This window comes from Streptomyces rhizosphaerihabitans, assembly GCF_025399795.1.
GTDB classification, from domain to species: domain Bacteria; phylum Actinomycetota; class Actinomycetes; order Streptomycetales; family Streptomycetaceae; genus Streptomyces; species Streptomyces rhizosphaerihabitans.
In genome coordinates this window covers 111,198-125,180 of record NZ_JAODTZ010000006.1, presented here as the reverse complement: position 1 = coordinate 125,180, position 13,983 = coordinate 111,198, and the positions used below count along the sequence as shown (strand labels likewise).

Below are 13,983 nucleotides of genomic sequence, written 5' to 3'. Positions count from 1 at the left end.
GCGCTTCCTGTACCCGTTGTACTTGCCCCACTGCGAACGGAGAACAGTCATGGCCCAAGCCGCAGCCGTGGCGAAACCGCCCGCGCCACCCCGGCGGCGCCGTGCTTCCGCGACCCCGCGCAGGCTTCCGTATCTGCTGATCGCCCCCGCGGCGCTGCTGATGCTGGGCTTCATCGCCTACCCCGTCATCAGCGTCTTCTACTACAGCCTGCAGAACTACAACCCCACCAAACCGTGGCGCAACGGCTACGCGGGCGTCGGCAACTTCACGCACGCTTTCACCCAGGACCCCCAGTTCTGGGACACGCTGACCTTCAGCGCGAAGTGGGTCGTCGTCGAGGTGGGCCTCCAGCTCCTGTTCGGCCTGGCGCTCGCGCTGATCGTCAACCAGACCTTCGCCGGGCGGGCGTTCGGGCGCGCACTGGTCTTCTCGCCGTGGGCCGTCTCCGGGGTGCTGACCTCGGCCATCTGGGTGCTGCTCTACAACTCCCAGACGGGCATCACCCGTTACCTCGCCGACGCCGGCATCGGCTCGTACGGGACGAGCTGGCTGTCGGACACCTCCACCGTCTTCTCGGCTGCCGTGGTCGCCGACCTGTGGCGCGGGGTCCCCTTCTTCGCGATCCTGATCCTCGCCGACCTCCAGTCCGTCTCCAAGGACCTGTACGAGGCCGCCGAGGTCGACGGAGCGAGCCGTGTCCGGCAGTTCCTGCACATCACGCTGCCGCACCTCAAGGACGCGATCATCCTCTCCACGCTGCTGCGCGCGGTGTGGGAGTTCAACAACGTCGACCTGCTCTACACCCTGACCGGCGGCGGACCCGCGGGCGAGACGACGACCCTCCCGCTCTACATCGCCAACACCAGTGTCGACGCCCACAACTTCGGCTACGCGTCGGCCCTCACCACGGTCGCGTTCGTGATTCTGCTGTTCTGCTCGATCGTCTATCTGCGGCTGAGCAAGTTCGGAGGCGGGGACAAGTGATCACCAAGGACGCCGGGACGATCGCCCCGGCCGCACCCGCCCCGCCCGTCGAGGTACCCCGCCCCCGCGAACGGAAGAAGCACCGTGCCTGGGACGAGGTCCCGCGATGGCACATCTACCTCCCCCTCGGCATCTACCTGCTCTTCACCCTGATCCCCTTCTACTGGATCCTGCTCTTCGCGCTGCGCCCGGCCGGGTCGACCTCGCTCGTGCCCTGGCCCATGACCCTCGAACACTTCGACAAGGTCTGGACCGAACGCAGTTTCGGGATCTACTTCCAGAACAGCGTCCTCATCGCCGTCGCCACCCTGGTGATGACCACGCTCGTCGCGCTCGCCGGCGGCTACGCGCTCGCCCGCTTCGACTTCAGGATCAAGCGCGGCTTCATGCTGGCGCTGCTCTGCTCGCAGTTCGTGCCGGGCGCGCTGCTCCTGGTCCCGCTCTTCCAGATCTTCGCCGAGCTCCGGATGATCAACTCGCTGGCCAGCGTCATCATCGCCGAGACGGTCTTCCAGCTGCCGCTGTCGATGATCCTGATCAGCGGGTTCATCAGGAACGTGCCGTACTCCCTCGAAGAGGCCGCCTGGGTCGACGGCTGCAACCGCTTCGACGCCTTCCGGATCGTCGTCCTTCCGCTGCTGCGGCCCGGGTTGATCGCCGTCGGCTCCTTCGCCTTCGTACACGCCTGGAACCATTTCCTGTTCGCCCTGATGTTCCTCAGCGACCAGAGCAAGCAGACCATCCCGGTCGGCCTCAACACCCTGATGAGCTCGGACAGCGTCGACCTGGGCGCGCTCGCCGCGGGCGGCATCATCGCCGCCGTTCCCGTGGTCGTCGTCTTCGCCTTCATCCAGAAATGGCTGATCACCGGATTCAGCGCCGGGGCGGTGAAGGGATGACCACCATCTCGCAGCAGGGCGGCGCCCGCCGCGCGGACGGCCCGCGGACCGCGCCGGCCGGAGATTCGGCGCACACCGGTCCGCGGACCGCGCCCGCCGCCCCGGCGAACACGACGGCCCCCGCACTCCCGCTGCCCGTCGTCCTCGCGGGCGCCCGGGGCCACGGCCGCTGGCACCTGGACAACATCCGCCGTCTCCAGGACAAGGGCCTCGTGCGCCTCGTCGGGGTCTGCGAGCTGACCCCGCTCACCGAGGAGGAGCTGGGCGGGCGGCATGTCGAGCAGTCCGCCGACTTCGGGGCCCTCCTCGACTCGACCGGCGCCGCCGTCGCGGTGATCTGCACCCCCATCCCCACCCACACCGACCTCGCGCTGACCGCCGCGCGCAAGGGCGTCCACCTGCTCCTGGAGAAGCCGCCCGCGCCCTCCTACGCCGAGTTCCGGAGGATGGCCGACGGGGTCGCGGCGGCCGGAGTGGTCTGCCAGATCGGCTTCCAGTCGCTCGGCTCGCACGCCGTGCCCGCCGTCAGGAAACTCATCACCGAGGGCGCGCTCGGCCGGGTGACCGGCATCGGCGGGGCAGGCGCCTGGGCGCGCGACGAGGCGTACTACCGGCGCGCGCCCTGGGCGGGAAAGCGCCGGCTGAACGGCGTGGACGTGGTCGACGGCGTCCTGACGAACCCGCTGGCCCACATCGTCGCCACGGCACTCGCGCTGGCCGGTTCGACCCGCGGCGAGGACGTCACCGGCATCCGGACCGAGCTGCTGCGCGCCAACGACATCGAGTCCGACGACACCTCGTGCGTGCGGGTCACGACCACCGGGGGCCGGATCACGGTCGCCGCGACACTCTGCGCCGAACACCCCGGCGAACCGTATGTCCTGGTGCACGGCACCGGCGGCCGGATCACCTTCTGGTACAAGCAGGACCGCGTCCTCGTGCAGCGGTCCGGGCGCGGCCCCGAGGAGATCGAGTACGGCCGTACGGACCTGCTGGAGAACCTCGTCGAGCATCTGAGCGGCGGCGACGAACTGCTGGTCCCGCCCGAGTCGACGGGCGCCTTCATGAAAGTCGTCGAAGCGATCCGGCAGGCACCCGACCCGATCGCGCTGCCCCCGGACGCCTGGGAACAGCTTCCCGGCGAACGGCGCCGCGTGGTGCGCGGCATCGACGGATTCGTCGCGGCGGCCGCCGACACCCTCGCCCTCTACTCCGAGCTGGGCGCCTCCTGGGCGCTCCCGAAAGAGGTGAGCACCGCGTGAACAACGACTCGCTGGTCCTGCGGATCGGCGGCCGTCCCGTCGGCCGCTACGTCACCCGTCCCGCACTGCCGGCCCGGCTCTCCCCGCGCCCGTATCTGCACCCCGTCACCACCCTGGCCGGCACGGCCGTCACCGAGCTCAGTCCGGCCGACCACGCACACCACCTCGGCGTCGGTGTAGCCGTACCCGACGTCGAGGGGTACAACTTCTGGGGCGGTCGCACCTACGTCCGCGACCAGGGGCCGACCGAGCTCGACAACCACGGCGCCCAGCGGCACACCGCCTTCCAGCTGCGCGACCCGGACGGCTTCGTGGAGGAGCTGCGCTGGATGGCCGCAGGCATCGAACTCCTGCGCGAACGCCGTACGGTCGCGGCTGCCGGACTCACCGACTCCGCCTGGGCGCTGGACTTCACCTTCTCGCTCACGAACGTCACCGCGCACGGGCTCTCCCTCGGCAGCCCGGCCACCAACGGACGGCCGGGCGCGGCGTACGGCGGCTTCTTCTGGCGCGCCCGCAAGGAACCGGACGCCCCGCGCGTGTTCACCGCCGACGCCGAGGGCGAGGAGGCGGTCCACGCACGCACCGCCGACTGGCTCGCCCTCGCCGGCGACGGCTGGACGCTCGTCCTCGCCGGGGCGACCGATGCGACGCGCCGCGACCCGTGGTTCGTCCGCACCGCCCAGTACCCGGGCGTCGGTTCCTCCCTCGCCCACGAGAAGCGGCTCACCGTCGAGGCGGGCGGCACGCTCGTACGCCGGGTCGTCACCGTCGTCGCCGACGGCACCCTCGACCGGAGCGGGGCCGCCGCGCTGGTCCGCAAGGCGGTGAGCCCCTGATGGCCCTGCCCTCCGCCGACCTGGGTGACGGCACCTACCGCAACCCCGTCCTCGACGCCGACTGGTCCGACCCCGATCTGCTGCGCGTCGGCGACGACTTCTACCTCACCGCCTCCAGCTTCGGCCGCGCCCCCGGTCTGCCCCTGCTGCACTCCCGGGACCTGGTCAACTGGACGCTCGTCGGACACGCTCTCCAACGCCTGGAACCCGCCCGCGAGTTCAGGACTCCCCGGCCCGACGGCGGTGTGTGGGCGCCCTCGCTGCGCCACCACGACGACCGTTTCTGGATCTTCTGGGGCGACCCCGACCACGGCATCTTCCAGGTCAACGCCCCTCAGATCAGGGGCCCTTGGACCCGGCCGCAACTGGTGAAGGAGGGCAAGGGGCTCATCGATCCCTGCCCCTTGTGGGACGAGGAGAGCGGCGAGGCGTATCTCGTGCACGCCTGGGCCAAGTCCCGTTCGGGAGTGAAGAACCGGCTCACCGGACACCGGATGCGCCCCGACGGCACCGGGCTGCTCGACGAGGGGAAGGTGATCGTCGACGCCGACCTGATTCCCGGTTGGTTCACCCTCGAAGGCCCCAAGGCCTACCGGCACGACGGCTGGTTCTGGATCTTCGCGCCCGCCGGGGGAGTCGAGACCGGTTGGCAGGGCGCCTTCCGCTCACGCGGCTTCTTCGGGCCCTACGAGGAGCGGGTGGTGCTGGAACAGGGGAACACCCGGGTCAACGGCCCGCACCAGGGCGGCTGGGTGCGCACGGCGGCGGGCGAGGACTGGTTCGCGCACTTCCAGCAGCGCGGTCCCTACGGGCGGGTGGTCCACCTCCAGCCGATGCGCTGGGCCGCGGACGGCTGGCCGGTGCTCGGAGACCGGGGTGCCCCCGTCGCCGTACACCGGAAGCCTCGGCTGCCGGCCCAGCCGCCGTCCGCGCCCGCCACCGACGACGACTTCCCCGGCGGCCGCTTCGGGCGCCAGTGGCAGTGGACCGCCAACCCCCAGGACGGCTGGGCCACCCAGCACTCCGGCGACGGACTCCGGCTGAGCTGTGTCCGTACGGCGAACGCGCACGACCTGCGCAGACTGCCCCATGTCCTCACCCAGCGGATGCCGGGTGCGGCCGCCACCGTCCAGGTCGACCTGTGCCTCGACAGCGAGGAGCCCGGGGCGCGGGCCGGGCTCGTGGTGCTCGGGGACGCGTTCGGCTGGATCGGGCTCCAGCGTGAGCCGGACGGGTCGGTGCGGCTCGTACACCGGTTCGCCGAGCGGGTCGCCGGGGAGGCACCCGCCGCACGTTCGGGGCAGTGCGAGGGCGAGCGCGACGCCGCACCCGCGCGGCTCGCGCCCGACGGACGGGCCCGGGTGTGGATCGAGATCGGCGCGGGGGCCCGCTGCCGCTTCTCCTACGACGTCGGTGGCGGCCGGCAGCCCTCGGGGCAGGTCTTCGCCGCCACGCCCTGGCGCTGGGTCGGCGCCCTGCTCGGCCTGTTCGCGCTCGCGCCGCCCGGCGGGGGTCACGCCGGCGCCGCCTCGTTCACCCGTTTTCGTGTCGCCGCGACCCCCTGAGGGTCACTGCCCGTCGTACGTCCGCCCGTTGGGAGCCGCAATGACGCACCCCCTTAGCAAGCGCTTACCGGACGAGGGAGGAAGGGCGCGTCCCTTCCGGAAGCAGCCGGTTGCCGATCTCCGAGGGCACCTCACCGACCCCACCACCCCGTTGGATCCAGAAGAAGAGAGCCGAGCGATGAAGAGAAGCCCACTCAAGTACAGCCCACTCGGGACCGGTGCGCCGAAGTCCGGCCCGCTGAACTCCGGTTCACCGAAGACCGGCATGCGTGGCGGCAGGCGCGCGGCCGTGGCCGTCGCCCTCGGTTCCGTGCTCGCGCTGACCGTCACCGCCTGTGGTGACAACGGCAGCGGCAGCGCGGGGGACAAGGGCACCGAGGGTTCCGGCAAGGGCGAGATCACCTTCTGGGACAACAACGGCGGTGTCCGCACCGACATCTGGAAGCAGATCATCGCCGACTTCGAGAAGAAGTACCCGGACATCAAGGTCAAGTACGTCGGTATTCCGGCGGCCAGTGCCCAGTCCAAGTACGACACCGCCATCCAGGGCGGCGGCCTGCCCGACGTCGGCGGCGTGGGCACCGCGATGCTCGCCGAGGTCGCCGTCCAGGGAGCCCTGGAGTCGCTGGACAGCCGGATCGAGAAGAGCTCGCTGCAGGGCAGGCTGAGCCAGAACCTGCTCGACGTCAGCCGGGCCGCGGGCGGCGGGGACACGCTGTACCAGGTGCCGACCTCCGCCAACAACGGCACGCTCTGGTACCGCACCGACCTGTTCAAGGCGGCGGGCCTGGACGCGCCGACCTCCTGGTCGAAGTTCTACGACGCCGCCGCGAAGCTCACCGACAAGGGCAAGAACAAGTTCGGCTTCACCATCCGCGGCGGCGAGGGCTCCATCGCCCCGGCGCTGGACGCGACGTACGGCCAGAGCGGCATCACCTCGTTCTGGAACGGCGACAGGACCACCGTCAACGACCCGAAGAACGTGGCGGCCCTGGCGAAGTACGTCGCCCTGTACAAGAAGGCCACCCCGTCCGCCGACGTCAACAACGACTTCACCAAGATGGTCGCGCAGTGGGACAGCGGCAGCATCGGCATGCTGAGCCACAACCTCGGCTCCTACCAGGACCACCTGAAGGCGCTCGGCACCGGCAAGTTCCGTGGCATCCCGAACCCCACGCAGGACGACGGCACGCGCGTACAGATCTCCAACCCGGTGGACGGGCTGAGCCTGTTCAAGTCCGGCAAGAACAAAGCGGCCGCCTGGAAGTTCATCGAGTTCGCCGTCTCGGCCGCGGAGAACTCCAAGTTCAACGAGTCCGCGGGCCAGGTACCGGCGAACACCGACGCCGCCAAGGACGCGTGGATCCAGCAGGCCGAGCCGACCGAGCTCGCCGCCGAGGCGCTGAACGGAACCGGCACCAAGATCGTGCAGATGCCGTACTACCTGCCCGACTGGAACACCATCTCCAAGGCCGACAACGAGCCGAACTTCCAGAAGGTGCTGCTCGGCAAGATGAGCGCGAAGGACTTCCTGGACACGCTCGCCGACCAGCTGAACAAGGCGCAGGCGGACTGGAAGGCCCACCACTAGTCCGGTGCGCGCCGTGGCCGCGCCGTGGCCGGCCACGGCGCGGCCACGCACCCCTGTCGAAGCCCGCGTCGAAACCTCCGTTGAACCTCCGTTGAAACCTCTGTCGAAAGGCACACGCTCGTGTCCCTCACGCGCAGACAGGTCACCTCGGCGGCCGTGGCCGCCTTACCCCTCGCCGTCGCCGCGGCGGGCCCCGCGTCCGCCGGCCCGCACCGCCGGCCGCGCACCCTCTATATCGCCGGCGACTCCACCGCGGCCCAGAAGTACGCCGACGCCGCACCCGAGACCGGGTGGGGCATGGCCCTCCCGTTCTTCCTCCACGAGAACGTCGCGGTCGCCAACCATGCGGTGAACGGCCGTAGTTCGAAGAGCTTCATCGACGAGGGGCGCCTCGGCGCGATCCTCGACGTGATCCGGCCCGGCGACCTCCTGCTCGTCCAGTTCGGGCACAACGACGAGAAGACCGCCGACCCGACGCGCTACACCGAGCCGTGGACGACGTTCCAGGACTGTCTGCGGCAGTACATCGCGGGCGCGCGGGACCGGGGCGCCCGGCCGGTGCTCGCCACCCCGGTGGAGCGCAGAAAGTTCGACGCGGACGGCAACGCCGTGCCGACGCACGGCGACTACCCGGCGTCGATGCGCGCGCTCGCCGCGGACGAGCACGTGGCGCTCCTCGACATCCAGGCCCGCTCGATCGCCCTGTGGCAGCGGCTCGGCGTCGAGGAGACGAAGAAGTACTTCAACTGGACCGCGACCGAACAGGACAACACGCACTTCAACCCGCCCGGTGCCATCGCCGTGGCCCGTCTCGTCGCGGCCGGGCTGCTGCACCGCCGGGTGCTCATGCCCCGGGACGTACGCCGCCTCGACGCGGAGATACCCGAGTCCTGGATCACCTGGCCCACCGCCTGAAGCCCTGAGTACCTGAAGCCTTGAGTACCTGGCCCCCTGAGTCCTTGAACCCCTGAGTCCTTGAGTCGAAGGAAAGCGAGAGCCGCACAATGAACACACAGAAATGGCATGCGCATGCCACAGCCTGGGGCGTGACCACCGCATGGAGCGCGACCGCCGCGCGGAGAGCGGGCGTGCTGATCGGCTGCACCGCCCTCGTGCTCGCCGTCACCGGCACCACCGCCGAGGCCGGGCCCCGCGAGCTCGGCCGGCAGACGCTCGCCGCGAACGACGGCTGGGCGTCCGCGGGGACCGGCACCACCGGCGGTTCGGCCGCCGGAGCCGCGCAGGTCAGCACTGTCACGACCTGGGCGGAGTTCAAGGCCGCGCTCGCCGCAGGTGGCACCGCACCGAAGATCATCAAGGTCAGGGGCACGATCGACGCCAACGCCGAGGGCTGCGACTCCTTCGCGGCGCCCGGCTACGACTTCGCCCGGTACCTGGCCGACTACGACCCCGCCGTGTGGGGCTACGACCAGGTGGTCAGCGGCGAGCAGGAGGATCTGCGCGCCGCCTCCGCCGCCAACCAGGACACCGCCATCAAGGCGTACGTCCCCGCCGACACCACCATCGTCGGCATCGGCCGGAACGCGGGCTTCAAGGGCGCCAGCCTCCAGATCAAGGACGTCGACAACGTCATCGTCCGGAACCTCTCCTTCGAGAGCCCCCTCGACTGCTTCCCGCAGTGGGACCCCACCGACGGCGACACCGGCAACTGGAACTCCGAGTACGACAGCGCGGTCATCTACGGAGCCACGCACGTCTGGCTCGACCACAACACGTTCACCGACGGCGACCACCCGGACAGTTCGCTGCCCACGTACTACGGCCGGATCTACGAACAGCACGACGGCGAACTGGACATCGTCAAGGGCGCCGACTACGTGACCGCCTCCTGGAACGTCTTCGCCGACCACGACAAGACCATCCTGATCGGCAACAGCGACAGCGCGTCCACCGCCGCCGTGGACCGCGGCCACCTGAAGGTCACCCTCCACCACAACCTGTTCACCGGTCTCGTCGAGCGCGCCCCGCGCGTGCGCTTCGGACAAGTGGACTCCTACAACAACCACTTCGTGGCCGACTCCACGTACAGCTACAGCTACAGCTACGGCATCGGGATGGAGTCCCAACTCGTCGCCGAACACAACGCGTTCACTCTGCCGGACTCGGTCAGCGCCGCCCTGGTCCTCAAGAAGTGGAAGGAGGCGCCGCTGACCGCCGCCGACAACTACGTCAACGGCCGGCTGACCGATCTGATCGCCGTGCACAACGCGGAGATCCCCGCCGAGACGCTCCAGTCCGGCGCCGGATGGACACCGGCCTTGCGGACGGAGATCGACCCGCCGAGGGCCGTTCCCGGCATCGTCGACCACCGCGCGGGCGCCGGAAAGATCTGCTGACCATGGCCGGACACCCCGTCAGCAGAAGGGCGTTCGTCGCCGCGAGCACCGGAGCCGCACTGGCGCTCGGGCTCGCGGCCCCCGCCCGTGCCACCGGGCGCCCGCCCACCGGGCATCCGCCCTTCGGACGCCATGGTTCGCCGTCCGCGCGGCTCGACGCGAAGACGCTGTACGTCCACCCCGGCGGCCTCGGCGACCACACCACGGTGCAGGCCGCCGCGACCGCCGCGACCGGCGCCGGATACACCCTGGTCATCGCGCCCGGCGTGTACCGCGAGACGGTCTCGGTCGGAGCGGTCGACCCCGCGACCGGCCTGCCCGGCGCTGCGGGGTCCGAGATGACCTGGATCGGCGCCTCCGACGACCCGCGCGAGGTCGTCGTCGTGTACGACAACGCCAACGGCACGCCCAAGCCCGATGGTTCGGGCACCTACGGCACCACCGGGTCCGCGACGACCACCGTGCGTACCGACGGTTTCACGGCCCGCTCGGTCACCTTCGCCAACGACTGGCTGCGCGCCGACCATCCCGGGATCACCAGCACCCAGGCCGTGGCCATCAAGGTCCAGGGCGACCGCTCGGCGTTCCACCGGTGCCGGTTCCTCGGCCACCAGGACACGCTGTACGCCGACTCGTTCGCCCTCGGCACCTTCGCCCGGCAGTACTACCGGGACTGCTACGTCGAGGGAGACGTGGACTTCGTCTTCGGGCGGGCCACGGCGGTCTTCGAGTACTGCCACTTCCGCACCCTGAACCGCACGGACCTGGCCGCCGCCCCGTACGGCTTCGTCTTCGCGCCGTCCACGGCCGTCGCCGACCCGCGCGGATACCTGGTCACCCGCAGCCGGATCAGCAGCGCGGCGCCGGACGCGTACTACAAGCTGGCCCGCCCCTGGGTGCCCGGCTCGGACCTCACCGCCCGGCCCATGCTGACCGTGCGCGACACCCGCCTGGACAGCGGAATCGACGCGGTCGCGCCCTATACGAACATGTCCGCCGCCTATCCGTGGCAGAGCCAGCGCTTCGCCGAGTACCGCAACACGGGCCCCGGCGCGGTGATCACCGTCCCGGAGAACCGGCCCCAGCTCACCGACGAGGAAGCCCGGTCGGCGACCCGTGAGGCGTACCTCGGCGACTGGACGCCGGGGAGGGGGTGCTGAGATGCGCAGGCGCACCCTCCTCGCCGGAGTGGCCGGAGTGGCCGGAGTGGCCGTGGCCCTCGGCGCCGACACGGCCGCCGCCCATGGCCGCCGTGTTCTGCACGTGCGTCCCGGTGACTCGGTCCAGGCCGCCGTGGACGCGGTGGACGGCCCCGGGCAGACGATCGTCGTCCACCCGGGGACATACCGCGAAGTGGTCTGCATCCCCGCCGACAAGCGGGAGTTGACGCTGGGCGGCGCCACCCGCGACCCGCGCGACACGGTCATCGTCTTCGACCGGGCGAACGGCACGCCGAAACCGGACGGCTCCGGCACCTACGGGACCGCTGGTTCCGCCACGTTCACCTCGGTGGCTCCCGGACTGACCGTCCGCGGACTCACGATCGCCAACGACTGGCTGCGGGCGGACCATCCGGAGATCACCGGCACGCAGGCGGTCGCGGCCTACGTCACCGGCGACCGCTCGTCCTTCGCGCGGGTGCGGCTGCTCGCGCACCAGGACACGCTGTTCGCGGACACGACGGACCTGGCCGCCTTCGACCGTCACCGCTATCGCGACTGCTACATCGAGGGCGATGTCGACTTCGTCTTCGGCCGGGCCACCGCCGTCTTCGAACGCTGCCACTTCCACACCCTCGACCGGGACGTCTCCTTCAAGCCCGAGGGGATGGTCTTCGCGCCGTCCACGGCCCGGGCGAACCCTTACGGCTTCCTGGCCGTCGGCGGCCGTATCACCTCCGGTGCCGAGGACGGGGCGTACAAGATCGCCCGGCCGTGGGTCCCGTCGTACGAGACCACGGCGTGGCCCTCGCTCGTGGTCCGCGGCTGCGAACTCGGGCCCGGCATCGACGCGGTGGCGCCCTACACCGACATGCGCGCGGCCTATCCCTGGCAGTCCATGCGCTTTCGCGAGTACCGCAACACCGGACCCGGCGCGGTGATCACCGTCCCGGAGAACCGGCCCCAGCTCACGGACGCGGAGGCCGAGCAGCACACCCGTGCCGCCTATCTCGGCGACTGGTGCCCGTGATTCCCCCGTTCCATCCGACAGCACGACGAAAGGACCGCACTCCATGTCTCGTCGTACCGCTCTCGCCTTAAGTGCCACCCTGGCGCTCGGCGCAGGCCTCGCCGTTCTCCCCACCCAGGCGCAGGCCGCCACCGTCGTCGTCTCCACCACCGCCCAACTGACCAGCGCCATCTCCAGTGCCACCGCCGGAACCGTCATCCAGGTGCGCGGCGGCACCTACTCCCCGACGGCCACCCTCCAGTCCACGGCCAACGGCACGTCCTCCTCGCCGGTCACGCTCACGGCGTACGGCTCGGAGACCGTGAAGATCGACGGGTCCTCGCTCCCGTCGGGTGACTGGATCTTCAAACTGACCGCCGACTACTGGAACGTCTCCAACATCACGTTCCAGAACTCCCCGGACAGCGCGGTCGTCTGCCAGTCCTGCACCGGCACCGTCTGGAACAACATCAAGACCATCAACGGCGGCGACTCCGGCTTCACGCTGACCGGCGACGGCACCGTCAACAACACGGTGAAGAACATCGACTCGTACGGCAACTACGACGCCGCCAACCACGGTGAGAACGCGGACGGCGTCGCCGTGAAGTTCGGCTCGGGCACCGGCAACCTGATCACCGGGGCCCGCCTGTACAACAACTCGGACGACGGCATCGACTTCTGGTCGTTCTCCTCGCCCGTCACCGTCGAACACACCTGGTCCTTCGGCAACGGCAAGAACCGCTGGAGCGACTCGGCCTTCGCGGGCGACGGGAACGGCTACAAGCTGGGCGGCGACGGCGAGGTCGTCGCGCACGTCGTCAACAACTCCGCGGCCTGGGACGACGCGGGCAGCGGCTTCACCGAGAACTCCAACACCGGCGCCATCGTCATCAACCGCACCACCGCCTACGCGAACGGCAAGTACGGCTACTACTTCGCCACCAGCGCCGCCAAGCTCGGCAAGAACCTCGCCGTGGGCAACGGTACCTCTGCGGTGTCCAAGGGCTCCTCGGTGACATCGGCCGGCAACAACTGGGACTCCGGCGTCTCCACCCCGTCGTTCCTCTCCACGGACGCGAGCACCACGTACAACTCCCGCTCCTCCAGCGGGACACTGCCCGCGACCACCTTCCTCACGACGGGCAGCACGACCATCGGCGCGACCATGAACTGACTCCCGCCGGGCAGTTCGTGAGGCCCGATTCGTGCGACGCGAGGCCCAAGTCGGCCGAAAAGTATGTATCGATCCGGCAAAAGGCCTCGCGTTCAGCGACGTGACGCGCGTAGAAACCCTGTCATGCATAAGTCACTGCGCATAGCGGCCGTCGCCGCAACCTGTGTCGTCGCCGGTGCCGCCCTGTACGGCACCGGCGTCGCCACCGCCGGTCAGTCGACGGCGAACTCGACGCACGAGCCCTACAACATCGGGGTCCTCGTCAAGGACATCGACACCTACTACGGCACCACGGCCGACAGCAACGGGGTGTACCAGGCGTCCCCCGACAGCCCGTACGCCAAGGACCTGGCACGCCTCGACGCAGCCGCGAAGCGGCACATCGACCAGGCGGCCCGCAAGGCCCACCACCGGCACGAGAAGGCCGCGGTCGTCTTCGACATCGACGACACGCTGCTGCTCTCCCTCGACTACGAGAAGAAGACCAACTACACCTACAACTCGGCCTCCTGGGCCGCCTACGTCGCCCAGGCGGACCGTCCGGCGGTCTTCGGCAGCCCCGAACTCGTCGAGTACGCCGCGGCCAAGGGCGTCGAGGTGTTCTACAACTCGGGCCTGAAGGAGTCGCAGCGTGTCTCCGCGGTCGAGAACCTGAAGAAGGTCGGCGTCGACGTCAACCTCGACTCCGAGCACATGTTCCTCAAGGACGCGGCCAACCCGCCCGCGTACCTGAGCGGTTGCGCCACGGCCGCTGCCTGGAACTGCACCACCGTGCAGTACAAGTCCGGCACCCGCAAGCACATCGAGTCCCTCGGGTACGACATCGTCGCCAACTTCGGTGACCAGTACTCGGACCTCGACGGCGGCTACGCCGACAAGACCTACAAGCTCCCGAACCCCACGTACTTCGTGAGCTGATATCTCCCCACGGGCGAACGCCCCCGCCGGTCGTCACCGGCGGGGGCGTTCCGCTGCCGGCCGAGGGGGGCTCAGGCCGACAGGTCCACACCGTCGATGACGTCAAAAACGAAGGCGGGGTTGTCTCCGAGGGGCGAACGAAGGAGCGAAGGGTTCTTCAGGGCCGCGCGGTCCGCGAGTTCGAAGACCGGCCCCTGGTCCTCCTCCTGGCCGCTCGTCCC

12 protein-coding genes are annotated in these 13,983 nt (G+C 70.0%); all 12 read left to right on the top strand.

What is annotated here, in order from left to right; all coding sequences use genetic code 11:
- Positions 1-49 precede the first annotated feature (49 nt).
- The 12 genes from N4G66_RS08225 (at position 50) to N4G66_RS08170 (ending at position 13,762) form a co-directional block, all read left to right on the top strand.
- Complete coding sequence (locus tag N4G66_RS08225) at positions 50-985, top strand: carbohydrate ABC transporter permease (RefSeq protein WP_261703318.1); 936 nt, start codon at positions 50-52, stop codon at positions 983-985.
- Complete coding sequence (locus tag N4G66_RS08220; RefSeq protein ID WP_261703317.1) at positions 982-1,884, top strand: carbohydrate ABC transporter permease; 903 nt, start codon at positions 982-984, stop codon at positions 1,882-1,884. The genes N4G66_RS08225 and N4G66_RS08220 overlap by 4 nt, the downstream gene beginning before the upstream one ends.
- On the top strand, positions 1,881-3,146 hold the full coding sequence (locus N4G66_RS08215) for a Gfo/Idh/MocA family protein (RefSeq protein WP_261703316.1): 1,266 nt from the start codon (positions 1,881-1,883) through the stop codon (positions 3,144-3,146). Before N4G66_RS08220 ends, N4G66_RS08215 begins: the two co-directional genes overlap by 4 nt.
- Positions 3,143-3,985 carry a DUF6807 domain-containing protein gene (locus tag N4G66_RS08210; RefSeq protein ID WP_261703315.1) on the top strand — a complete coding sequence of 281 codons (843 nt, stop codon included), beginning with the start codon at positions 3,143-3,145 and terminating at the stop codon, positions 3,983-3,985. Before N4G66_RS08215 ends, N4G66_RS08210 begins: the two co-directional genes overlap by 4 nt.
- Complete coding sequence (locus N4G66_RS08205; RefSeq protein ID WP_261703314.1) at positions 3,985-5,550, top strand: glycoside hydrolase family 43 protein; 1,566 nt, start codon at positions 3,985-3,987, stop codon at positions 5,548-5,550. Before N4G66_RS08210 ends, N4G66_RS08205 begins: the two co-directional genes overlap by 1 nt.
- A gap of 265 nt (positions 5,551-5,815) precedes the next feature.
- Positions 5,816-7,141, top strand: coding sequence for an ABC transporter substrate-binding protein (locus N4G66_RS08200; protein WP_261703455.1), 1,326 nt, complete (start codon positions 5,816-5,818; stop codon positions 7,139-7,141).
- A gap of 120 nt (positions 7,142-7,261) precedes the next feature.
- Positions 7,262-8,056 (top strand): rhamnogalacturonan acetylesterase, encoded by a 795-nt coding sequence (locus tag N4G66_RS08195; RefSeq protein ID WP_261703313.1) that lies wholly within the window; start codon positions 7,262-7,264, stop codon positions 8,054-8,056.
- 89 nt (positions 8,057-8,145) lie between these two features.
- Positions 8,146-9,498: a pectate lyase family protein gene (locus N4G66_RS08190; RefSeq protein ID WP_261703312.1), complete on the top strand. Its 1,353-nt coding sequence runs from the start codon at positions 8,146-8,148 to the stop codon at positions 9,496-9,498.
- Positions 9,499-9,500: 2 nt separating this feature from the next.
- Positions 9,501-10,658 (top strand): pectinesterase family protein, encoded by a 1,158-nt coding sequence (locus tag N4G66_RS08185; protein WP_261703311.1) that lies wholly within the window; start codon positions 9,501-9,503, stop codon positions 10,656-10,658.
- Position 10,659: 1 nt separating this feature from the next.
- Positions 10,660-11,688: a pectinesterase family protein gene (locus tag N4G66_RS08180; protein ID WP_261703310.1), complete on the top strand. Its 1,029-nt coding sequence runs from the start codon at positions 10,660-10,662 to the stop codon at positions 11,686-11,688.
- A 43-nt stretch (positions 11,689-11,731) separates the two neighbouring features.
- On the top strand, positions 11,732-12,844 hold the full coding sequence (locus N4G66_RS08175; RefSeq protein ID WP_261703309.1) for a right-handed parallel beta-helix repeat-containing protein: 1,113 nt from the start codon (positions 11,732-11,734) through the stop codon (positions 12,842-12,844).
- A 123-nt stretch (positions 12,845-12,967) separates the two neighbouring features.
- Positions 12,968-13,762: an HAD family acid phosphatase gene (locus N4G66_RS08170; RefSeq protein WP_261703308.1), complete on the top strand. Its 795-nt coding sequence runs from the start codon at positions 12,968-12,970 to the stop codon at positions 13,760-13,762.
- Positions 13,763-13,983: the final 221 nt, after the last annotated feature.